This is a genomic window from Haloglomus salinum, from assembly GCF_024298825.1.
GTDB classification, from domain to species: Archaea; Halobacteriota; Halobacteria; order Halobacteriales; family Haloarculaceae; genus Haloglomus; species Haloglomus salinum.
This window is the reverse complement of sequence record NZ_CP101153.1, coordinates 3,768,944-3,790,153: the sequence shown is the minus strand read 5'-3', so window position 1 is coordinate 3,790,153 and position 21,210 is coordinate 3,768,944. Positions and strand designations below refer to the sequence as shown.

Below are 21,210 nucleotides of genomic sequence, written 5' to 3'. Positions count from 1 at the left end.
CGGACTTCCCCTTACTCGTCGAACCGCTCGCGTCCCCAGCGGATGGTCCGTTCGAGCCCCTCCTCCATATCGACCGACGGCTCCCAGCCGAGCTGCCGGAGCTTCGTGTCGTCGACATCGTACCGCATGTCGTGGCCCTGTCGGTCCGGGACGAACTCGACGAGGTCCCGCGACCGGCCGAGCCGCTCCAGCACGGTGTGGACCAGCTCCAGGTTCGACAGCTCCCGCCCGCTGCCGATGTTGTAGGTCTCGCCGGTGGCCCCCTCGTCGAGGACGGTGGCGATGGCCCGGACGCAGTCGTCGACGTAGAGCCACTGGCGGCGGGCGCTGCCGTCCCCGTAGACCGGAATCGGCTCCTCGGCGAGCGCGTGGCAGAGGATGGTCGGAATGAACTTCTCGGCGTGCTGGCGCGGCCCGTAGGTGTTGCTCGGGCGCACGCTGAGCACGGGCAGGCCGTAGGTCGCCGCGTAGCTTCCCGCGAGATGTTCGGCGGCGGCCTTCGTCGCGCTGTACGGGTTCCGGGGGTCGAGCGGGTCGTCCTCGTGCTGGGCGCCGGCGAGCGTCTCGCCGTACACCTCGTCGGTACTGAGCAGCACCAGCCGGTCGATGTCGGCCGCGCGTGCGGCATCGAGCAGGACCTGCGTGCCACGGACGTTCGTCTCGACGAACGCACCCGGGTCGGCGATGGCTCGGTCGACGTGGGTCCGCGCGGCGAAGTGGACGACCCGGTCGACGCCCTCGATGGCGGTTGCCACCGCGTCGGGGTCGGTCACGCTCCCCTCCCGGAAGGTCACGGCCTCGTGGTCGGGGACACGGCCGCGGTCGCCAGCATGGGTCAGGGCGTCGAGCACGACGACCTCGTCCACCGGCCGGTTCCGGGCGTACGCGCCGGCGAAGTGACTCCCGATGAACCCGGCACCGCCAGTCACCAGGAGTCTCATCCGTGGACCCGGTCGTCCGGCAGCACCCAGTCGTAGTCGATGGCGTCGGTGTCCGGGTCGTACCGGATTTCGTCGGGGTCCTCGTAGTCGTACGTGGTCGTGGGGACGTTCACCACCATCGCCTCGTCGTCACTGATACATTTGAACCCGTGCGTGACGCCCGGCGGAATCGAGACCAGTCGGAAGTTCCGCTCGCCGATGAAGTACTCGACAATCTCCCCTTCGGTCGGGGAGTCGGCGCGCGTGTCGGCCAGGACCAGTTTGATGCGCCCGGAGACCGGGACGAAGTTGTCGCGCTGGGCCTCGTGTTCGTGCCACGCCTTGACGACGCCCGGGCGGGCCGTCGTGAGATACACCTGGCCGAACGCCTCGAACTCCGGCCAGTCCGAGCGAAGTATCTCCATCAGCCAGCCTCGCTCGTCCACTATCGGTTCGAGTTCCCGCTCGCGTACCCCCTCGATTCCGCTCACAGACGCGGTTGGCCGCGCCCGGAGATAAATCGTCTGGAGGCGGCGCGGTCAGGGGGTGCGGTCGGGAGCGGCGCGGCCGATGGTCGGTGCAGGCTACCCCTCCCGGTCCACGTCGGCGCCGAGTTCGTACAGCACCTCGAAGAAGTCCGGGAAGGAGACATCGACGTGTTCGGCTCCCTGGATGCGCGTCTCGCCGTCGGCGACGAGGCCCGCCACCGCGAGCGACATGACGATGCGGTGGTCCGCGCGGCCGTCGACGGTCGCGCCCTGCAGGTCCGTCTCGTCGCCGTGGACGACGAGTTCGTCCGTGAACTCCTCGACGGTGGCGCCCATCCGCTCCAGTTCCTCGGCCATCGCGCTGACCCGGTCGGTCTCCTTGTACCGGACGTGCTCGCAGTCCGTGATGCGCGTCGTTCCGTCGGCGGCCGCACCGAGCGCGGCGATGGTCGGCAGGAGGTCCGGCGTGTCGGCGACGCCGACCTCGACACCCGTGAGCGACGAGCGCGCGACGGTGATGCGCTGCTCGTCGAGGTCCCAGTCGATGTCGGCGCCCATCCGCTCCAGCACGTCGATGATGACGGTGTCGCCCTGGGCACTCTCTTTGGCGCCGTGGACGACGAGTTCGTCGTCGGGTGCGGCAGCGAGCGCGCCCGCGGCGACGAGATAGGAGATGGAGGAGAAGTCGCCGGGGACGTGGTACTCGCCGTCGGTCGGCTCGTAGGACTGGCCGCCGTCGACCGCGAACCCGTCGTCGGTGTCCCACGCGGCGACGCCGAACTCGTCGAGGACCTCGACCGTGATGTCGACGTACGGCGCGGACTTCAGTTCGGTCTCCAGGTCGACGCGGACCCCCTCGTCGGTGACGGCGCCAGCCATCAGGAGCGCGGTGATGTACTGCGAGGAGACATCGCCCGGAATCGAGACGGTGCCACCGCCCACGGGCCCGCCGACGACCAGCGGCGCCTGCCCGTTGGCGCGGGTCGATTCGGCGCGCCCGTCGAGCTGGTCGACGGCGTCCAGCAGCGGGCCCTGCGGCCGCGACCGGAGGGAGCCGTCGCCGGTCAGGACCGTCAGCCCGTCCGCGAGGGCTGCGGTGGCCGTGGTCAGGCGCATCGTGGTGCCGGAGTTGGCACAGTCGATGACCTGCGCCGGCACGTCGGGTCGGCCGCCGAAGCCCGTGACGAGCAGGTCGCCGGGGTCGGCGTCGATGGGGCTGTCGACGAAGCCGACGCCCTCGGGGTCGACGCTGGGTGGCTGGTCGTCCTCGCCGAGGCGGTCGACGGTGCCGCCGTAGCGTTCGACCGCGCGGGCCGTCGCGCGGGTGTCGGCCGAGTCGAGCGGGCCACGGACGAGCGCCCCGTCGGCGTAGCCCGCGGCGAGGATGGCACGGTGTGTGTAGCTCTTCGACGGCGGGGCGCGTGCGACGCCACGGACCGCCGACGCGCGTACGATTGCGTCCATAGCGGTGGGCACTCGTGGCCCCTGTAAACGGCTTTCGGAGGCGGCGACGGGACGACCGCCCCGCGTCCCGGAACCGTCCGCCCGGTAACCATTTACTCGCCCCGAACCCACTCCCGGTCATGGACCTCGACCTCTCGATGCTCGATACATATCTCGACGAGGCCGGCGCGGACGGCTACCTCGTCGACGCCGACGGCGAGGACGCGACACAGCGCTACCTCTCCGGTTTCGACGCGCCCGACCCCTACGTGACGCTGTACGTCCGCGAGGGCGCGGGCGAGGGGAGCGCCGACGCGTCGGGCGGCACGACCCACCTCCTCGTCTCGGCGCTGGAGTACGGCCGCGCGGCGAAGGAAGCCCGTGCGGACACCGTCGAGCGTGGGTCGGCGTACGACGCCCAGTCGCTCGTCGACGAGTACGGCCCCCACGAGGGGAGCGACCGCGCGGTGGCGGCGTTCTGCCGGGCCCACGGCGTTGAATCGGTCGCGATGCCAGAACGCGCGCCGCTCGGGCCGGCCGACGGCCTCCGCGAGCAGGGTCTCGACGTGACCGTCGACCGGGACGAGACGGTCGAACGCGTCCGCGCCATCAAGACCGAGGCCGAGATCGACCACATCCGCGAGGCACAGAAGGCGAACGAGAAGGCGATGGCCCGGGCCGAGGAACTGCTCCGCGAGGCCACCGTCGAGGAGGGCGTCCTCCGCCACGACGGCGAGGCGCTGACCAGCGAGCGCGTCCGCACTGCCATCGAGATAGAACTGCTCCACAACGGCTGCGCGCTCGACGAGACCATCGTCGCCTGCGGCGCCGACGCCGCCGACCCCCACGACCGCGGAAGCGGGCCGCTCCACGCCGACGAGCCCATCATCGTCGACATCTTCCCGCGCTCGAAGGAGACGGGCTACTTCGCGGATATGACCCGCACCTTCTGCGTCGGCGAGCCGACCGACCGGGCACACGACTGGTACGACCTCACGTTCGAAGCGCAGGAGGCCGCGCTGGATGCCATCGAGGCCGGCGTCTCGGGGAGCGAGGTCCACGGCGCGGTCTGTGACGTGTACGAGGCTGCCGGGGAACCGACGCTCCGGGACGACGACGCCACGGAGACGGGGTTCATCCACACCACCGGGCACGGCGTGGGGCTGGACATCCACGAGTACCCGCGCCTGAGCACGGCCGAGAACGAACTGGAGGCCGGGATGGTCGTGACCGTCGAGCCGGGGCTGTACGACCCCGATGTGGGTGGGGTCCGTATCGAGGACCTCGTCGTGGTGCGCGAGGACGGCGTGGAGAACCTGACCGACTACCCGACGGAGTTCGTTATCGAGGTGTGATTTATATTACTATCCAAATCTGACACCACTCCCCTAATATTTGAATTTGGGGACAAAATCGTAGTATTATCCCTCTAAAACTTGTATATGGGGGAAGTAGCAACTGCTGGAGCGGCGTCGGGATACCTCTCGGTCTCTGCCGGTGTCAGCCACGACGACGGAATCCTGTTGAGAGCCCCCACCCGCTCTCCCCGTGACGAATCCGACACCGGCGGACCTGGGTAGAAAGCCCCCGCCCTGTTGCCGGTTCGGTCGAGCGTTCGCGCGTGGTGGTTCCGGGGGAGTGCTAGTGTCCCCACACCTCCCCGCGCGGGCGCCGGCGTGTTCCGGCACGCTCGCTCAGGCAGACGTTCCTGCTCGGTCGCTTCGCTCCCTACGCGGGCTGCGACTGCCAAGGCCCTCGTTCGCTTCGCTCACGAGGACTCCGCTCGCGGCCTCCACGGCTGGAGCGCCCGCGCGCTTCCTGGTCTCGGAACCGGGCGGCCGAGCAACCACTCCCCGGCCGGGAGCGCGTGGCGCAGCGCGGACGCGCAAGCCCGCGCGACCCGGGGAAGGGCAGGGGCGCCGCGCCGTGACACGTTCAACGTTCCTGGCGGACTCGAAGGGCGAGCGCGCTCAGCGGTGCCCGGGCGACGTAAGCACCGCAGCGGAGCGACCGCAGGGAGCGGAGCGAGGAGCGCAGCGAGCCCCGGCGCCCTGAGCGCGCGAGGGCTTCGTAGGTGTCTTGGTTGTCGCCATGACCGTGAGAGAGCGCGAGGACAACGCAGCCAGCCCTGAGGCCGCTACGACACCGGACCAGCCCCCGATTACGACCAATTGAGTCCGAGCGGGAATCCGACAGGGGTTTTAGGCACGGCCCGCTCTCTCGCAGTAATGGGTAACTGCATCATCTGTGGTACGGCGACTGACGGGCCTATCTGTGACACCCACCAGGAGGACGTCGTCTTCGAGTTCGAGGGGAACAGCCCCAGCCAGCTGACCGAGGGTCGCTTCTACGAGGGCACCGTCGACGGCTACGCCGACTTCGGCGTCTTCGTCGACCTGTCCAGCAGCGTCACCGGGCTGCTCCACCGCTCGAAGCTCGACCGGCGGCTCGAATCCCTCGACTGGGAGCCGGGCGACAGCGTCTTCGTCCAGGTCACGAACGTCCGCGACAACGGTGACGTGGACCTGGGCTGGTCCATCCGCCAGTCCGACCGCGACTTCCGCGGCCGCCTCGTCGACACTCCCGACGGCGACTACCTCGCCGACGAGGAGGACGATGACGACGAGCCGGACGCCGACACGGGTGGAAGCGAACAGGGAACCTCGGAGCCCGAGCCGGTCTCGGAGTCCGACGAGTCCACGGAATCCGACACGGAGACGACCGAGGCCGAGACGACCGAGGCCGAGACGGAGTCCGACCCCGCCGACGAGTCCGAAGCACCGTCAGGACGTGACTCGGAGCCGGCACCGACCGCCGGCCAGGGCCGGGCCGCCGCGAGCGAGGAGGCCGACCCCGAGGCGAGCGAGCCGACGGGTGAGGAGCCCGACGAGGCCGAGAGCGCGTCCGAGCCGGCGCCCGAGGCGTCCACGGAGGAGCCGGCCGAGGAGCCGACCGACGACGCTGACGGGGAGCCGACGGAGAGCGCCGAGGCCGAGCGCGCGTCCGTCGAGGACCTGCGAGAGCGCGTCGGCGACGTCATCGCCATCGAGGGCGAGGTCGTGAGCGTGCGACAGACCTCCGGGCCGACCGTCTTCGAACTGCGTGACGAGACCGCCGTGGTGGACTGCGCTGCGTTCGAGGAGGCTGGCGTCCGGGCCTATCCCGAGGTCGAGACCGGCGACATCGTCCGGCTCACGGGCGAGGTCCGGGTCCGGCGCGACGAACTCCAGGTCGAGACCGAGGAGCTGGTCGTGCTGGCCGACGAGGCGAAGGAGACCGTCGAGCAGCGGATGGCCGAGGCGCTCGACGAGGAGGCCGAGCCCGAGCGCGTCGAGCCGCTGGCCGTCGACGAGGTCATCGCCGACCTGAACGACGACCTCCGCGAGGCCGCGACGGCCATCCGGCGTGCGGTCGCGGAGTCGCGCCCGGTCGTCATCCGGCACGCCGCCACGACGGACGGCTACGTCGCGGGCGCCGCCATCGAACGAGCGGTCCTGCCGCTGGTCGCCGAGGAACACGCCGCCAGCGACGCCAGCTACCACTACTTCGACCGCCGGCCGCTGGAGGGCGCCGTCTACGACATGGACGACGCCACGAAGGACGTGACGGGGATGCTGGGCGACCAGGAGCGTCACGACGAGAAGTTCCCGCTGTTCGTCTTCGCCGCCGCCGGCGGCACCCGCGAGTCCCTCGACGGCTTCGACCTGCTGGAGGTGTACGACGCCGAGCGTGTCGTCGTCGACGGGCAGGCCGTGGACGACGAGGTCCGCGACGCCGTCGAGACGACGGTCGCTCCGGCCGCCGGGAGCGAGGAGCGGACCGCAGCCACCGTGGGCGCGACGCTCGCGGCCGCCATCAATGACGCCATCCGCGACGACCTGGGCCACCTGCCGGCCGTCTCCTACTGGGACGACGCGCCCGAGCAGTACGGCACACTCGCCGAGGAGGCCGGCGTCGACGCCGAGACCACCCGGCAGCTCCGCGAGGCCGTCGCGCTGGAGGCGTACTACCAGTCCTACGAGGACAAGCGCGAGCTCATCATCGACCTGCTGTTCGAGCGGGGCGAGGGCGGCGACGGCGTCGGACTCGCCGAGCAGGTCTCCGAGCAGTTCGACACCAAGCTCGAGGCCGAGATGGACACGGCGCTTGCGAACCTCGAACGCCGCGAGGCGGCGGGCGTCTCGTTCGCCGTCCTCGACACGGACTCGTACACGCACCGCTTCGACTTCCCGCCCAAGCGGCTCCTGCTGGACGAACTCCACCGGCGCGAGGCCGAGGGCGACAGCTTCGTCACCATCGGCATCGCGAAGGACGAGCTGTTCCTCCGCGCGACGGAGGAGCTCGACCTCCGTGCCATCGCCGAGGAGGTCGCCGAGGAGGCCGAGCACGCCGGCGTCGCCGCACGCGGCGCTCGCGAGGGCAAGGTCGAGTTCCTCTCCGGCGAGCGCGACGCGGTGCTGAAAGCAGTCATCAAGTCGGTCGCGGACCGCGTCGCCGCCGCGGCCTGAGCCTCGCACGAACGCACACTCGTTCTTCGTCGGCCACGAATCCGGGAGCGGCCGCGCTACAGTTCGGCCGCCAGCCGTCGAATCGCCTCCCGGCCGCCGGTCACGAACGGCGTCCCGTGTGACATCGCGGCCACGTCGAACTCCGGCGCTTCGCGGTCGAATCGCTCTATCGACTCGCGGATGGCGCGCATCTCGTAGGAGTCCAGCCAGAACGGGGGCGTCAGCTCGCCGTTCTCCTCCCAGACGAGGTCGCCGAGACAGGCCACTGAGAGCCCATCGTGAACGAAGACGGTGTGGCCGTGGTTGTGGCCGGGGGTGTGGAAGGCGACGAGCCCGCCGATGCGGTCGCCGTCGTCGACCGGCCGGAGATCGACCTCCGGGAAGTCGAACAGGAAGCGTGCGGCACGATGGAAGGCGCCCTTGTGGTGGGCGAGCGGCGGGTCCCACTCCCCACGGACGAGTTCCACATCGCGTCGACCCATGTACACCGGCCCGTCGAACCCGCGTTCGAGCAGGCGACCGAGCCCAGTCACGTGGTCGAGGTCGTAATGCGTGAGCAGCACCTGGTCGATGTCGGTCGGTTCGTAGCCGGCGTCGGCCAGTTCGCCCACCAGAGACGGGCGGTTCCACCAGAGCCCGGTGTCGACGAGTGTCACCTCCCCGTCCGTCTCGTCGGTGTGGTCCGTATCCCCCACCGCCTCGTTCCCGTCGAGCAGGAACGCGTTCGTCGCGAGCGGCGGAACCAACCCGACGTCCAGCAACCAGACACCGTCGGCCAACTCGCGAGCCATGGCGAACAGTTCGGGAGCCGCACACAAGAAGGGGGCGGAGCCGGTCGGGTACTCGTCGGGAGGCGGGCCGGATATCCCCGGGCCATGACCTTGTCGTGTGTACGCAATCGCCGCGATGTCTGGTAACACTCCCCGTAACGGATAAGTGACCGGGCAGGGATTCCCGCATGAACGATGATACCAATCGGCGGCCGTGCACTGCTTGCGCTCCAGTCCGGCATCGTCCCACGGGGGACTCGGGTAGAGGTGTTCTCGCGCATCTACGACGTGTTCCTCTTCCTCGGGACTCTGGTCGGCGTCGTGGTGCTGGGCTACATGTGCTGGAACGCCTACAAGTACCGCGAGGGTGGGAGCCACGCCGCCGAGGGCGACGACGAGCGTCCGTCGCTCGGGGAGGTCCCCACGAGCGGCGGGAAGGGCAAGAAACTGTTCCTCTCTTTCACCCTCAGCGCCTTCATCGTCATCTCGCTCATCCTCTGGACGTACGGCACGTTGCTGTACGTCGAGGCCAGCCCCGGTCCGGACAACGAGGTGACTCAGGGCGACCCGGTCGAGGTGAAGGTCATCGGCCATCAGTTCTACTGGGAGTTCGTCTACCCGAACGGCTACTCGACGAAGGGGTCGGGGGTGATGCGCGTCCCGACCGACCGCGAGGTCCAGTTGCGCATCACCTCGGCGGACGTCTTCCACAACTTCGGTATCACCGAACAGCGGGTGAAAGCCGACGCCATCCCCGGGCAGACGACGGAGTCGTGGTTCGTCGCCGACGACCCCGGGAACTACAGTGCGGCCTGTTACGAACTGTGTGGCCAGCAGCACTCCTACATGACCGCAACGGTGGTCGCGATGGACCCGGGCGAGTACGAGCAGTGGTACGCGAACACGACGGACAACACGACGCCGACGCCGACGGAAGCCGGCCACGGCAGTGGTGGCGGAGGTGAGTCACATGCCTGAGGATACCAGCGATAACGACCGAGCGGTACAGGCGGCCGACGACGAGACGAACGACGGAAGGGGAGGTGCCTCGGAGCCCCGCCCCGACGGGGGAACGGTGGCGGGCGAGGAACTGCCGGTCTCCGATGTCGAGGAGGACGACCACGGCCACGGGATGCCGGATACGAGTTCGCTGAAACGGTGGCTCGTCACGACGAACCACAAGGATGTCGGCATCCTCTATACGGTGACGGCGATGTTCTTCCTGCTGTTCGGCGGCGTACTGGCGCTCCTGATGCGGCTGCAGCTCTGGACGCCGCGCGCCCCCGGTGCGGGACCGCTCTCGGCGGCCGCCTACAACCAGGCAGTCTCTCTGCACGGTCTGCTGATGGTGTTCTGGTTCCTCTCCCCGTTCGCCTTTGGCTTCGCCAACTACATCGTCCCGCTGCAGATCGGGGCGAAGGACCTCGCGTTCCCGCGGCTGAACGCCCTGAGCTACTGGTTCTATCTCGCCTCGGGCATCCTCGTCGGCGTCTCCTTCTTCCAGGCCGGCGCGTTCCCGGGCGGCTGGACGATGTATGCCCCCCTCAACATCCCGACGTACACGCCGGGCGTGGGGGCCACGACATCCGTCCTCGGGCTCGTGCTGTTCACGGCGTCGGTCACCATCGGCGGGGTGAACTTCATCACCACCATGCATCGGATGCGGGCCGAAGGGTTGACCATGCGGCGGTTGCCGCTGTTCTCGTGGTCCATCCTGCTGACTGTCTGGATGATGCTGTTCGCGTTCGCGGCGCTGCTGGCGGCGCTAATCATCCTCTCCTCGGACCGCATCCTCGGCACGACCTACTTCGCCGCGCAGTCGGCGGGCGGCTCGCTGCTGTGGGCACACCTGTTCTGGTTCTTCGGCCATCCGGAGGTGTACATCGTCTTCTTCCCCGCGCTGGGGGCGATGGCCGAGATATTCCAGACGTTCACCGGTCGGCGCATCGTCGGGCGCAAGTGGTTCATCGGCGCGATGTTGCTGGTGGCCATCCAGTCGTTCGTGGTCTGGATGCACCACATGTTCCTGACGAGCATCAACCTCCAGATCAAGACGCTGTTCATGGCAACCACCATCGGTATCTCCCTGCCGTTCGACCTGATGGTGTTCGCACTCATCTACACGTTGATAAAGGGGCGGATACGCTTCACCACGCCGTTCCTCTACGCCTTCGGCGCGCTGTTCCTGTTCATCATCGGTGGCATCACCGGTGTCTTCCTCGGCGCGGTCGTGCTGGACTACGAGTTCCGCGGCACCTACTGGGTCGTCGCACACTTCCACTACGTGATGGTCGGGGGCGTCACCGCGCTCATCGGGGCGCTCTACTACTGGTTCCCGAAGATGACCGGGAAGATGTACGACGAGTTCCTCGGGAAGGTCAGCTTCGCGCTGTACTTCATCGGGTTCAATCTGCTGTACTTCCCGATGTTCGTCGCCTGGGAGACGCCACGACGGGTGTTCAGCTACGACGCCGCGTTCGCGCCCTGGCACAAGCTCGCCACCATCGGTGCGTTCATCCTGGGCTTCAGCTTCCTCCTGACGGTCTACACCATCGGGAAGGCCATCTTCGCCGGGGAGGAGGCCGACGACAACCCGTGGGCCTACTCGACGACGGCGGAGTGGGCGGTCCCGTCACCGCCGCCGCTGGAGAACTTCCCGGGCATCCCCAGCTACGGGGACGGGAAGCTCTCGTTCCGACCGGAGTCGGCGGCAGACGGCGGTGAGGCAGCGGCCGACGGTGGGCAGGCCGCCCCCGACGGCGGCGATGTGGCCACGACGGGCCACGACGACGACCACGTCAGCCACGCGAGCATCTGGCCGTTCGTCACCGGCGTGGCCGCGCTGTTCGCGTTCTTCGGCCTCTCGGGCATCCAGAGCGGTGAGCTCATCGGCGGTATCTGGGGGATGGTCCACCTCGGGTCGCTGGTGTTCGGCGGTGTCCTCGGGCTCGGCGCGATGGTCGCGATGGGGCTCGAGGAGTTCCACGGCCCCACCGGCCCGTTCGGCGAGAGCTGGCCGTTCTCGGAGACGTCGAACCTCAAAACGGGAATGTGGGTGTTCCTGGCGTCGGACGTTGTACTGTTCGGCGCGTTCATCGGCTCGTACGTCTTCATCCGCGTCGCCTTCCCCGGCGGCTGGACGGCCTGGGAGCCGATTCCCCATCGCTCCTTGCCGGGGCTCATCAACACCTACCTGCTGTTGACGAGTTCGTTCAGCGTCGTCCTGGCGCTGGTGGCCGCCGAGCGCAACTCCACGCGGGGGGTCGTCGCGTCGATGCTCGTGACCCTGCTGCTGGGCATCGGCTTCCTCGTCAACAAGGGCATCGAGTGGTTCGAACTGTTCCACGAGGGCATCTGGCTGTCGACCAACATCCGGGCCTCCACGTTCTTCCTGACGACCGGCCTGCACGCCGCTCACGTCATCGTCGGGCTCATCATCGCGACCTACATGATAGTCCGCGCCTCGCGAGGCGCGTACCTCGACGACGACGGGCCGCTGGAGTTCTTCGGCCTCTACTGGCACTTCGTCGACATCGTCTGGTTGTTCCTCTTCCCACTGTTCTACATCCTCTAACCGAATAACCAGCCACACAAGATACAAAAATAGAAGACAAAGTACATGTCACACGCAAAACTGTACACGTGGATCTACGTGGTACTGTTCGTCGGCGCGACCGTACAGGTCGGCGTCGAGTACGCGGGCTTGCTGGAGCCGGGCACCTACTGGACGGCCGTGGGCGCCATCATCGTGCTGTCGCTCATCAAGGCCGTCATCGTCGCCGCGTACTACCAGCACCTGCGCTGGGAGCAGCGCTCGCTCAGCTACCTGATGGGGATGGGCCTGCTGGCGGCGCTGGCATTGACCATCGCCGCATCGTACTCCATCACGTGAGCGGACATGGGCGTCTCACCGTGGCTCGTCGCCGCGCTGGTACTCATCCCGGCGGTCCAGGTACCGCTGGTGCTGTACCTCTCGAAGTACGTCGCGGCCGACGAGTCCGAGCTACCACCGGTCGCCTCGGGGGACGCCGGCACCCCGCAGCAGTGGCGCGCCACCGGGACGGCGTCCGCGTCGGGCACGGACGGGGTGCTGTGTACACACTGCGGGACCGTGAACGAGGAGGACTACCGCTTCTGCCGAGTGTGTGCGGGGCTGCTGTGATGGTGCCGTCGCCCCGCGCGAAGATTCCGGAGGTGAGCCGCTAGTGCTTCCGGGGACGCTCGACGCGGAGGGTCTGTTCTGGGCGCTACTGTTCTCGTTCCCCACGGGCGTCGGCGTCGCGCTGGCTGCGGGGCGGTCGGTCAACGCTCCGCCGACGATTCCGCTGGCGCTGGCGATGGGTGGGGTCACGTTCATCGTCACCTTCGTGCTGGTCGCGGCGGCCGCGGCCACCAATCCCGAGGAGGAACCCGCACCGGAGCCGACGGACGACGGGTCGGCACCACCCGAGCCCTGACGCCACCGCCCGTCAGGTGAGGACTGTCATCTCGCCCGCCCGTCAGGCGAGAACGATCATGTAGACGAGCACCAGCACCGCGTACAGCACGCCCAGCGCCGCGATGACCCGGAGGTGGTACATGAACAGTTCGTCGCCTTCCTCGTCGCGGGCCGACTCGTAGGCCGTCCACTCGGCGTCCGTACACGCATCGCCGTGTCGCTCCCCGACGTGCAGTGCGAGGCGCGACCCCTCGGGGAAGGGCTGGTCGCAGTACGGGCAGCGGTCGGCGTCGGAATCGGCTGGCACGGTGGTCTCCGGCGGCTGGTGGTCCGATTCCGGTTGCGTGTCGTTCGGAGCGGTATCGTGTGGGATGGTCGACGGCGTTGACATGGGAGTATCAGACGGCGAGCGGCCGCGCGAACGGTTGCGAGACGATCCACATACTGGTCGCGGTGTAGGCGACCATCACGAGGACGAACGGGTACTGGCTGCGGATGGGCTGGAGCCGCCCCGGGAACAGATCGAAGGCGATGGCGTGGGCGACCCACACCGCGACCAGATGCGCGAGGACGACGAGTGCCAGCGCGATGCCACCGAACCAGCCCGGAAGCACCACCGCCTGGAGTGCAGGGGAGGTCAGCGGGTTCGTGACGGCGGTCGCCAGTGCCGGCGACAGGCCGACCACGTAGCCGAGGTAGTGCGCGAGGTGGTAGCCGGCGGCGATGGGCAACAGGGCGGTGGCGAACCGGCGTTCGATGGCGACCGGCGCAACGTACGTGCCCGCGGTCCGGCGGGCGTAGCGCGCGGCGAAGCGGTAGCCGCCGAGGAAGACGCCGAAGCCCGCGAGTGTCGCGACCAGGTAGACCAGCGGCGCCGGCACGCCGAGGTCGACGACCGGCGCGACGGCGCCGTTCCACGCAGGCGTTGACACGAGCCCGTCGAAGGTCGTGACCCAGAGCAGGGCGACCACGAACGCCACCTCGGAGCGGTCCCCGAGGGCGCGCTCGGGGAGAGTCGCACCGGGGAGCCGGAGCGACAGCCCGTCGGCCGTCCGCTGGACCGGCGCCAGCCAGCCGTACAGGCGGAAGACGCGGGCGACGGGGTCGACGCGCTCGAACCACGGGTCCCCGAACATCGCGCCTCCGGCGAGCGTGACCACGGTGTACCCGAGGACGACCAGCGCCAGGAAGCGCGGGTCCGAGGCGACCGGGCTGACGACCTCCAGCCACACCAGTCCGAGCAGGCCGGCGGTCGCGGCCCACGCGCTCACGTCCGGGAGGTCCCGCTCCGACGCGGGTACCAGCCCGGCGAGGGTCCGCCACGGGTTCAGCGCCGGCCAGCTGTCCCCGACGAGGTAGGTGCTCGCGGTGTAGCCGGCCCACCAGCCCACCCACACCACGAGGACGGCCGCGTTCGTCGACCCGAATGGGCCCACCAGCGCCACGCCCAGCACCGCTAGCAGGCCGAGGACGCCGAGCACGCGCGCGATGTCGCGGGCGGTCCGGGCGAGTGTAGCGCTCGATGGAACCCCGAGCCGGCTGGCGTTCACCGACCGGATGGCCTCCTGGTCGGTCATCAGGCTGGTGAACAGGAAGGAGCCACCGACCAGACCGCCGCCGGTCAGCGCGACGAGCCAGAAGGGAACCGGCTGTGGGGTGCCGGCGCCGCCGAGTGCGCCGACGTGAGCCGCGGCCGTCCCAGCGAGAAGCGGCCACAGCCCCAGTGCGACCAGGCGGCCGCACAGTCGGGCGCCACGCGCGCCCGGCGTCGGTGGTCCAGTCACGATGCGCCGTGGCCCCTCCTGTGGCCGGGACGCCACGTCAACAGCCCGACCGCGAGGCAGAAGGCGGCCGTCGAGAGGTCGAGCGAGTAGGGTGCGAGCCCGCCCATCACGGCCGCGCCGCCGAGCCCACCGAGGACGGACGCGACGAGTGGGAACGCACAGCTGAGACAGGTCGCGATACCGACGACCCCCGAGAGCGCGACGCGACGAGCATCGAGTAGTGTCGCGTACACCAGATAGCCCAGCGCGAAATAGCCGATGACCCGGAAGGGGACGAAGTAGACGTGGAACGCGTGGCTCACGTACGAGATGCGCGGGCCCCAGCCGGGCGCGGTCATCGTCACCTGCAGCCCGTGGACGTGCGAGTGGCCGTGCGAGCCCCCGGCACCGCTGGAGAGGTAGACGGCCAGCAGCCCGGTCAGGAACGCGAGCACGAGGACGTAGCCGGCGGCCACGCCGCCCGCGACCCAGCGTGCCCGCTCGCTCGCAACAGGGGGCGGGGTCCGGACGACCGCCCAGACACCGACCGTGATCCACACCAGCGGGTAGAGGACGTACCGCGGCCCGGTGATGGCAGCGTCGGTGAGGCCGAAGTAGGCCACCAGCGCGAGGAGTTCGGCGGCGAGGAGGCTGGCGAGCCACCATTCCTCGCTGCCGGGCCTGAACTCGAGGGTGCGGGTCGACATCAGGTCAGCCGAGGAACAGCTTCGCGGCCACCGCGAGCACGAACAGGAGGCCGAGTGCCCAGAGGCCGACCAGCAGTGCTTGCGCGTAGCCGGCGCCGTGCGAGCGGGCCGTCGAGTACGAGCCGACGACCGCGAACCCTGCCAGAAGCAGGCCGAGGAGTGCCGAGACGGCCACCGCCATGTCGATGGACGGCGCGGTGGTCCCCATCGTCGTCAGGCCGCCGGCCAGCAGGACGACGGCCCCGCCGACGACGAAGACGACGGCGATGAACCCCAGCGCGAGCATCCCCGGCCGCTCGGACATCGGCTCCCCGCTCGCCCGGGTCGTGGGGAGCGCGGTGGGCGTGTAGCTCCGCCACCTGCGGCCGTTCGCCACCAGCATCACGAGCCCTGCGGTGAGCACGCCCATGAGGACGGTGCTCGCGAGTAATCCTGCCTGTGGCATGTGTGCGTTTCACTTGGTACCCGTTCACCCGGGCAAGCTCAAAAAGGCACCGGCGCTGGCAGGTGGTCGCCCCCGTCGTTGTGTCCCCTCAGCAGACCGCCACGGTGACGGCCAGCCGGCCGCCGTCGCTCGCGACCCCCACGCCGACACGGGAGGCCGACGGGTCGAGGAACGGGTCGCCGCCGTCGTCGGACAGGAACGTGGAGACGACGGCTCGTGAGAGTTCGGCGGTCGTCGGGTCGCCGCCGTCGCCCGGCGGACGCTGGTCGGCACTGACCGTCACCGAGTCGCCGGTGGCGTCACACCTGTTCACGCGGTCGGCGACGGTCGTCCCGCCGTCGCCCGACGCGAGCGCCGTTGCCCGGGCGTCCGCGGCGTCGTCGAGGTCGGCGTCCGAGCCCAGCGGGTCGGCCCCGTTCTCCACCCGGGCGTCGTTGAGGTCCTGGACGACGGCCGATTCGAGCGCGGGTTCGTCGACGGTCGCGGTCCACGGCGGGTCGGGTGCCAGCGGGCCGACACCGAGCAGCCCCGCGCCCACGACGCTCACGAGGAGCACCGCGACGAGCGCCAGCCCGATGGTGGGCCGGTCGAGTTCGTACCACCGGCCGTCGACGAACTCCGTCGGCGTCACCTCGTCGGCGTCGACATCGACCCGCTCGAAGGTACCGTTCCCACAGCGCTTGCACGGCGGGTTGTTGCGCTGGTGCGAGCGGCCACACTCCGTGCAGCGCCACTCCTTGTATCCCGTGGCGACCTCGCCGGCGGTCGGCCCCGCGTCGAGGGGTTCGAACGACCGGAAGCCACACTCCGGACAGCTCTCGACCCCTCTCGCCACGAGCGTTCCGCACTCGGTACACTTCCGGGTGAGCCGCTCTGTCACCGGCCGGAACGAGGCCGACCCGCACTCGCAGGTCGACATGTCCGTCGGGTGCTGGCGACCGCACTGGGTACAGACGTACCCCGTATCCGCGTCGTCGGCCATTCACTCCGGATAGGCGGTCGCCGCGTAAAAGCGGTCCGAGGTGTCGCGCCGGCGTCACACGCTGTCGCGACGACGGCGAGGGCGCGGTCAGAAGTCGTCGAGGCGCGCGTGCATCCGGGTTCGCACGTCCGTCACGAGCGCGTCGAGTTCCAGACCGAGGACGGCCTCGGCGGCCGGACCGACGGTCCCGGTGTGTTCGGCGGGGCAGTAGACGCCCATCCGCCACTGTTCGCGCTGGGCCGTCCGGAGCGCGTCGACGAGCGCCGACTGCTGGTCCAGGCGCCGGGCCTCACCGTTGACGACGACCTTCGTCGTCGACTCCTTCATCCGCGGTTCGCCGGGCACGTCCACGATGACCGCGTCCATGTCGACCCCGGCCCGGTCGGCGATGTCCGCCTCAAGCGACTGGACCTCGTGATGGTCGGCAGCGAGCAGGTCGTCGGGCACGTCGACGAGTTCGGCCCAGACCGCGCGCTTGAACAGGTCCCGGCGGTCGAGTCGGTGGGCGATAGCGGCGGTCGCGTCCTCGTTCCGGAGTGCGACGTGGAACGCCCAGTCGTCCATCCGCCGGAGTTCCTCTGGCGCGACGCCGCACTCGAGCAGGCGCTCGGCGCCGCGTCGGAGCATCGCCTTCCCCACGCGGGCGGCGTGGTGGTTGTAGACGGTCGGGTTCATCAGTGCCCGGGCCAGCAGCAGGGATTCGGCGGTCTGGACGTTCCCCTCGTCGAGCGCGAGTTCGCCGTCGACCAGCGCCAGCTCCCGGACGAGCCGCGCCTGGTCGATGGTACCGTACGGGACGCCGGTGTGGTGGGCGTCCCGGACGAGGTAGTCCATCCGGTCGACGTCGAGCTCACCGGAGACGAGCTGGCCCAGCTCCCCCTCGCCACGGACGAGCCCGGCGACCTTCGCCGGGTCCAGGTCGTGCTCGGTCAGCACGCGCGCGACCGACCCCTCGGTGATGAGCGGCCCTACGTCGTCGTGGGCGCGACCCGTGTACCGCTCCACGACCGCCTCGGTGTTGTGCGAGTAGGGGGAGTGCCCGATGTCGTGGAGGAGCGCGGCCGCCCGGACGCGCTCGGCCTGCTGGCCGGCGACCGAGAGGTGCTCGAGCGCGCGGTCGGCGAGGTGGAGCACCCCGAGCGAGTGCTCGAAGCGCGTGTGGTTGGCCGACGGATACACCAGCTGTACGGTCCCCAGTTGCCGGATGCGCCGGAGCCGCTGGACCGGCGGCGTCGCGAGCAGGGGCTCCGCCACACCCTCGATGTCGATGTGGTCGTGGACGGAGTCCTTGATGGTGACCATCGGCCGGACGTAGTTCGCGATACGGCAAAAGGCTACGCGTGGCCATCGCCACTTCTCCGGCGAGCGAAACCTGTTAGTCCCGGCACGCCGGAGCCGTGGGTATGGTCACCTTCCTCGCCGGCGGCACGGGGACGCCGAAGCTGCTGGCCGGCGCGGACGCCGTCTTCGACCCCGCTGCGACGACCGTCGTCGCCAACACCGGCGACGATGTCGAGCTGGGCGGCCACCTCGTCTGTCCGGACCTCGATACGGTCCTCTTCCTGGAGGGCGGCGTCCTCGACCGCGAGCGCTGGTGGGGTATCGAGGACGACACAACCGCGACCCACGACCGCCTGCGGGAACTCGCCGACGCGGCCGGACTCGGGCCGGGGCCGCGCTATCTCCCCGACGACCGCCAGACTACCGGCCGCGACATCGCCCGCTGGCGGCGCTTCTCCGGCGTCGCGGAGTTCATGGAGATCGGCGACCGCGACCGCGCCGTCCACGTCACCCGCACCTCGCTGCTCGACGAGGGCCACTCGCTCACCGAGGTCACCGGGCGTCTCGCCGACGCCTTCGGCCTCGAACGGACGCTCCTGCCGATGAGCGACGACCCCGTCGCGAGCATCGTCCACACCGACGAGGGGCCGATGCACTTCCAGGAGTTCTGGGTCCACCGGCGCGCGGAACCGGCCGTCGAGTCCGTCGAGTTCCGGGGCGCCGGAGCCGCCGAGCCGACCGACGAGGTACTGACGGCGCTCACGGAGCCGGTCATCATCGGGCCCTCGAACCCGGTCACGAGCATCGGCCCGATGACCGCGATGGACGCGTTCCACGAGGCGCTCGACCGGACGCCGACGGTCGCCGTCTCCCCGTTCGTCGAGGACCGGGTGTTCTCCGGGCCGGCGGCGAAGCTGATGGAAGCGGTCGGCTACGAGCCCTCGACACGCGGCGTCGCGAATGCCTACCCCGGGGTCGACGCGTTCGTCCTCGACGACGAGGACGGCACCGACCTCGACCGCCCGGTGGTCCGCACGGACACGACGCTCTCCACGGCGGCCGATGCCGAGCGCGTGGCGCGCGCGTGCCAGGAGGCGCTGGAGGTCGTCGGCGCATGACCCCGGCTGCCGACACGCCGGCGTTCGTGCCCCGTGTCGCCGCCGCGTCGCTCTCCGGCGAGTCGGACGCGGCCTGGGCCCGGGCGGCCGCGCCCCACGTCGGCTGCGCCGTCCTCGGCGGTATCGCGCTGGACGAGCCGACCCGGGAGGCCGCCCGCGAGCTGGTCGAACGGGACCGTGATGAGTTCCTCCCGGAGGACCCGCTCGGATTCGTCGATGACGAACTCGCCGCACTCGCCGACGCGCCCCTCCGCCCGGCGTTCAACGTCCGCGCGGCCGGTCCCGACCCGGTCGCCGAGGCTGCCGAGGTCTGTGCCCGCCACGACGCCATCATCGAGGTGAACGCCCACTGCCGGCAGGACGAGATGTGCGCGGCCGGCGCCGGGCAGTCGCTCCTCAGCGACACGGAGCGACTCGCCGCACAGGTCCGGGCCGCGAGCGAGGCCGGCGCGACGGTCAGCGTCAAGTGCCGGACGGAGGTACCGGGGGTCGACCTGCCGGCGGTGTGTCGCCGCGCACACGCGGCCGGCGCGGCCCTCCTCCACGTCGACGCGATGGACTCGGAGGGCGCCGTGGCCGCGGTGGCCGCGGCCTGCCCCGACGCCGTCGTCGTCGCGAACAACGGCGTCCGGGACCGCCGCACGGTCCGCGAGTACCTCTCGTACGGCGCCGACGCGGTTTCGGTCGGTCGGCCGAGCGACCGGCCCGAGGTCCTGCGGCGCGTCCGGGCCGCGGTGACGGAGTGGTTCGACGAGTCGGCTCCCGCAGGGCGACCGACTGCGGCCGACGGAGGTGGCGACCGGTGACGAGTCCGAGTCCCCGGACCGCGGCACAGGACGCGGTACTCGCGCTGTTGCTGGAGGTCACCGGGACGCCGAAGCCCGGAAACGTCGACCGCCACCACGACCACGACGACCTCCGGTTCGAGCACTTCCTCACCGGCGCGGTCGGGGCCGAACCGGCCTTCCGGGCCGTGCCGGACGCGCCGCTCGGGGCGGCCTTCCGGCGTGCCATCGAGGGGATGAGCCACCAGCAGGGTGGCAACACCCAGTTCGGGGCCATCCTCACCGTCCTGCCGCTCGCCTACGCCGACGCCGCGGACGACCTCTCGCCGGACGGGGCTGCGGCCGTGGTGACCGCGACCACGGTCGACGACGCCGTCGGGTTCTACCGCGCCTTCGACGCGGTCGACGTGGCTGTCGACGACCCGCCCGATGGGATGGCCGACCTCGATGTCCGGCGGGGCGGTGACGCCGAGCCGGTACTCCGCGAGCGCGGCCTCACGCTGGCGGACGTGATGGCGCGCTCGGCCGATGTCGACGGCGTCGCCGCCGAGTGGGTCGACGGCTTCCCGCGCGTGTTCGAGGCCGCCGAGGCCATCCTGTCCGACGACGGGCCCGTCCCGGACCGTGCCTCCCGCGTCTTCCTCGACCTGCTCGCCACCGAACTCGATACGTTCGTCGTCAAGACCCACGACCACGAGACGGCCGTCTCCATCCGCGAGCGCGCCCGGGCCGCGCGCGACGGCGAGACCGACCCGGCAGCGCTCGGGGACGAACTCGTGGCCGAGGGCGTCAACCCCGGCACGACGGCCGACCTGACGGCGGGCGCCCTGTTCGTCGCGCTCCGGCGGGGGGTGTCGGTGTGACCGCCGACCCGCCAGCCAGGGCGCCTCGTGACGGAGACAGCCCACCCAGTGCCGGGTGGCCCGTCGACCTCGCCGGCCGTGGCGTGGCCGAGTCCGTCGTGACGACGCGCGGCCCGAACGACCGCTGGAACGTGGCGGCGCTGGGCCTGTCGGCACCGGACTCGAAGGCCGCCCCGGTCACGGCCCGGACCTGGGGCCGGACCCGGACGCGTCGCAACTTCGAGGAGCGCGGGGACGGGTACGTCCAGTTCTGGACCGACCCCGTCGACTTCGTCGAGGCCGCGTGTAGCGTCCGCGAGGCCGACGAGCCGGTACTCGAGAGCGCCGCCGCCTGGGCCCAGGTCCGGGTCGAACGCCTCGATGCGGGAGCCGAGGACGGCACGGAGTGGGTCGACTGGGCGCTCTCTCCCGTCGAGTCGGTCGTGCGCTCGCGCGAGGTGCCGGTCCACAACCGGGCCCGGGCGGCCGTCGTCGAGGCGACCGTGGCGGCGTCCCGTCTCGGAGTGCCCGGCTTCGACGACGAACGGCTCCGGGCGCGTATCGCTCACTACGCCGATGTGGTCGACTCCTGTGCGGGCGAGCGTGAGGCGGCCGCGTGGGAACGGTTCGAGGACCTCGTGAACTGGCGCGGCGACGGTCGTGCCGACGCCTGACACGGCGAATCCGGAGTCGAACGTTTTTAGGTACGGAGCGTCGAGT

General features: G+C 70.2%; 21 protein-coding genes. 11 read left to right on the top strand and 10 right to left on the bottom strand.

Annotated elements, in window-relative coordinates; all coding sequences use genetic code 11:
* Window positions 1–11: 11 nt before the first annotated feature.
* The 3 genes from NL115_RS18570 to aroA all read right to left on the bottom strand — a co-directional run bounded on the left by NL115_RS18570 (window position 12) and on the right by aroA (window position 2,872).
* Window positions 12–941, bottom strand: coding sequence for a dTDP-glucose 4,6-dehydratase (locus tag NL115_RS18570; protein ID WP_254830812.1), 930 nt, complete (start codon window positions 939–941; stop codon window positions 12–14).
* On the bottom strand, window positions 938–1,411 hold the full coding sequence (locus NL115_RS18565; protein WP_254830811.1) for a dTDP-4-dehydrorhamnose 3,5-epimerase family protein: 474 nt from the start codon (window positions 1,409–1,411) through the stop codon (window positions 938–940). Before NL115_RS18565 ends, NL115_RS18570 begins: the two co-directional genes overlap by 4 nt.
* 93 nt (window positions 1,412–1,504) lie before the next feature.
* Window positions 1,505–2,872 (bottom strand): 3-phosphoshikimate 1-carboxyvinyltransferase, encoded by a 1,368-nt coding sequence (gene aroA / locus NL115_RS18560; protein ID WP_254830810.1) that lies wholly within the window; start codon window positions 2,870–2,872, stop codon window positions 1,505–1,507.
* Between the two features lie 119 nt (window positions 2,873–2,991).
* Between aroA and NL115_RS18555 the strand changes: the two genes are divergently transcribed.
* Complete coding sequence (locus NL115_RS18555) at window positions 2,992–4,206, top strand: M24 family metallopeptidase (protein ID WP_254830809.1); 1,215 nt, start codon at window positions 2,992–2,994, stop codon at window positions 4,204–4,206.
* Between the two features lie 873 nt (window positions 4,207–5,079).
* Window positions 5,080–7,359, top strand: coding sequence for an OB-fold nucleic acid binding domain-containing protein (locus tag NL115_RS18550; protein WP_254830808.1), 2,280 nt, complete (start codon window positions 5,080–5,082; stop codon window positions 7,357–7,359).
* A 56-nt stretch (window positions 7,360–7,415) separates the two neighbouring features.
* Here the strand turns inward: NL115_RS18550 and NL115_RS18545 are convergent, their stop codons facing one another.
* Window positions 7,416–8,150: an MBL fold metallo-hydrolase gene (locus NL115_RS18545; RefSeq protein WP_254830807.1), complete on the bottom strand. Its 735-nt coding sequence runs from the start codon at window positions 8,148–8,150 to the stop codon at window positions 7,416–7,418.
* Window positions 8,151–8,324: 174 nt separating this feature from the next.
* Between NL115_RS18545 and coxB the strand changes: the two genes are divergently transcribed.
* The 5 genes from coxB to NL115_RS18520 are packed head-to-tail and all read left to right on the top strand — an operon-like array spanning window position 8,325 to window position 12,586.
* Window positions 8,325–9,107, top strand: a complete 783-nt coding sequence (coxB, locus tag NL115_RS18540) for a cytochrome c oxidase subunit II (protein ID WP_254830806.1) — start codon at window positions 8,325–8,327, stop codon at window positions 9,105–9,107.
* Complete coding sequence (locus NL115_RS18535) at window positions 9,100–11,703, top strand: cbb3-type cytochrome c oxidase subunit I (protein WP_434084002.1); 2,604 nt, start codon at window positions 9,100–9,102, stop codon at window positions 11,701–11,703. The genes coxB and NL115_RS18535 overlap by 8 nt, the downstream gene beginning before the upstream one ends.
* Window positions 11,704–11,748: 45 nt before the next feature.
* Window positions 11,749–12,021 (top strand): cytochrome C oxidase subunit IV family protein, encoded by a 273-nt coding sequence (locus tag NL115_RS18530; RefSeq protein ID WP_254830805.1) that lies wholly within the window; start codon window positions 11,749–11,751, stop codon window positions 12,019–12,021.
* Between the two features lie 6 nt (window positions 12,022–12,027).
* Entirely contained in the window at window positions 12,028–12,291 is a 264-nt protein-coding gene (locus NL115_RS18525) for a zinc ribbon domain-containing protein (RefSeq protein WP_254830804.1), read from the top strand.
* A gap of 43 nt (window positions 12,292–12,334) precedes the next feature.
* Entirely contained in the window at window positions 12,335–12,586 is a 252-nt protein-coding gene (locus NL115_RS18520) for a hypothetical protein (RefSeq protein ID WP_254830803.1), read from the top strand.
* Between the two features lie 42 nt (window positions 12,587–12,628).
* On the opposite strand, the gene NL115_RS18515 is transcribed toward NL115_RS18520, so the two are convergent.
* From NL115_RS18515 to NL115_RS18490, 6 genes are all read right to left on the bottom strand, one after another.
* Window positions 12,629–12,874, bottom strand: coding sequence for a DUF7410 domain-containing protein (locus NL115_RS18515; RefSeq protein ID WP_254830802.1), 246 nt, complete (start codon window positions 12,872–12,874; stop codon window positions 12,629–12,631).
* Window positions 12,875–12,965: 91 nt separating this feature from the next.
* Entirely contained in the window at window positions 12,966–14,351 is a 1,386-nt protein-coding gene (locus NL115_RS18510; RefSeq protein WP_350355261.1) for a hypothetical protein, read from the bottom strand.
* Complete coding sequence (locus tag NL115_RS18505; protein ID WP_254830801.1) at window positions 14,348–15,037, bottom strand: DUF7546 family protein; 690 nt, start codon at window positions 15,035–15,037, stop codon at window positions 14,348–14,350. The genes NL115_RS18510 and NL115_RS18505 overlap by 4 nt, the downstream gene beginning before the upstream one ends.
* Before the next feature lie 4 nt (window positions 15,038–15,041).
* Window positions 15,042–15,482, bottom strand: a complete 441-nt coding sequence (locus tag NL115_RS18500) for a hypothetical protein (RefSeq protein ID WP_254830800.1) — start codon at window positions 15,480–15,482, stop codon at window positions 15,042–15,044.
* A gap of 88 nt (window positions 15,483–15,570) precedes the next feature.
* A complete protein-coding gene (locus NL115_RS18495) occupies window positions 15,571–16,464 on the bottom strand; it encodes a hypothetical protein (RefSeq protein WP_254830799.1) in 894 nt (297 codons plus the stop codon).
* An 87-nt stretch (window positions 16,465–16,551) separates the two neighbouring features.
* On the bottom strand, window positions 16,552–17,766 hold the full coding sequence (locus NL115_RS18490) for an HD domain-containing protein (protein ID WP_254830798.1): 1,215 nt from the start codon (window positions 17,764–17,766) through the stop codon (window positions 16,552–16,554).
* A 101-nt stretch (window positions 17,767–17,867) separates the two neighbouring features.
* Here NL115_RS18490 and cofD point away from each other — a divergent pair, with 101 nt between their 5' ends.
* Genes cofD through NL115_RS18470 form a run of 4 tightly spaced genes read left to right on the top strand, consistent with a single transcriptional unit; the run spans window position 17,868 to window position 21,164 of the window.
* On the top strand, window positions 17,868–18,863 hold the full coding sequence (gene cofD, locus NL115_RS18485; protein WP_254830797.1) for a 2-phospho-L-lactate transferase: 996 nt from the start codon (window positions 17,868–17,870) through the stop codon (window positions 18,861–18,863).
* Window positions 18,860–19,669, top strand: coding sequence for a tRNA-dihydrouridine synthase (locus NL115_RS18480; RefSeq protein WP_254830796.1), 810 nt, complete (start codon window positions 18,860–18,862; stop codon window positions 19,667–19,669). Before cofD ends, NL115_RS18480 begins: the two co-directional genes overlap by 4 nt.
* A complete protein-coding gene (locus tag NL115_RS18475; RefSeq protein WP_254830795.1) occupies window positions 19,666–20,511 on the top strand; it encodes a triphosphoribosyl-dephospho-CoA synthase in 846 nt (281 codons plus the stop codon). The genes NL115_RS18480 and NL115_RS18475 overlap by 4 nt, the downstream gene beginning before the upstream one ends.
* Entirely contained in the window at window positions 20,508–21,164 is a 657-nt protein-coding gene (locus NL115_RS18470) for a DUF447 domain-containing protein (protein ID WP_254830794.1), read from the top strand. Before NL115_RS18475 ends, NL115_RS18470 begins: the two co-directional genes overlap by 4 nt.
* Window positions 21,165–21,210 lie beyond the last annotated feature (46 nt).

What these genes read in the sequence shown, in the direction of transcription:
- NL115_RS18570 (WP_254830812.1), bottom strand. Translation starts at nt 941, where the DNA reads ATGAGACTCCTGGTGACTGGCGGTGCCGGGTTCATCGGGAGTCACTTC.
- aroA (WP_254830810.1), bottom strand. Translation starts at nt 2,872, where the DNA reads ATGGACGCAATCGTACGCGCGTCGGCGGTCCGTGGCGTCGCACGCGCC.
- NL115_RS18555 (WP_254830809.1), top strand. Translation starts at nt 2,992, where the DNA reads ATGGACCTCGACCTCTCGATGCTCGATACATATCTCGACGAGGCCGGC.
- NL115_RS18550 (WP_254830808.1), top strand. Translation starts at nt 5,080, where the DNA reads ATGGGTAACTGCATCATCTGTGGTACGGCGACTGACGGGCCTATCTGT.
- NL115_RS18545 (WP_254830807.1), bottom strand. Translation starts at nt 8,150, where the DNA reads ATGGCTCGCGAGTTGGCCGACGGTGTCTGGTTGCTGGACGTCGGGTTG.
- coxB (WP_254830806.1), top strand. Translation starts at nt 8,325, where the DNA reads ATGATACCAATCGGCGGCCGTGCACTGCTTGCGCTCCAGTCCGGCATC.
- NL115_RS18535 (WP_434084002.1), top strand. Translation starts at nt 9,100, where the DNA reads ATGCCTGAGGATACCAGCGATAACGACCGAGCGGTACAGGCGGCCGAC.
- NL115_RS18530 (WP_254830805.1), top strand. Translation starts at nt 11,749, where the DNA reads ATGTCACACGCAAAACTGTACACGTGGATCTACGTGGTACTGTTCGTC.
- NL115_RS18525 (WP_254830804.1), top strand. Translation starts at nt 12,028, where the DNA reads ATGGGCGTCTCACCGTGGCTCGTCGCCGCGCTGGTACTCATCCCGGCG.
- NL115_RS18505 (WP_254830801.1), bottom strand. Translation starts at nt 15,037, where the DNA reads ATGTCGACCCGCACCCTCGAGTTCAGGCCCGGCAGCGAGGAATGGTGG.
- NL115_RS18500 (WP_254830800.1), bottom strand. Translation starts at nt 15,482, where the DNA reads ATGCCACAGGCAGGATTACTCGCGAGCACCGTCCTCATGGGCGTGCTC.
- NL115_RS18495 (WP_254830799.1), bottom strand. Translation starts at nt 16,464, where the DNA reads ATGGCCGACGACGCGGATACGGGGTACGTCTGTACCCAGTGCGGTCGC.
- NL115_RS18490 (WP_254830798.1), bottom strand. Translation starts at nt 17,766, where the DNA reads ATGGTCACCATCAAGGACTCCGTCCACGACCACATCGACATCGAGGGT.
- cofD (WP_254830797.1), top strand. Translation starts at nt 17,868, where the DNA reads ATGGTCACCTTCCTCGCCGGCGGCACGGGGACGCCGAAGCTGCTGGCC.
- NL115_RS18480 (WP_254830796.1), top strand. Translation starts at nt 18,860, where the DNA reads ATGACCCCGGCTGCCGACACGCCGGCGTTCGTGCCCCGTGTCGCCGCC.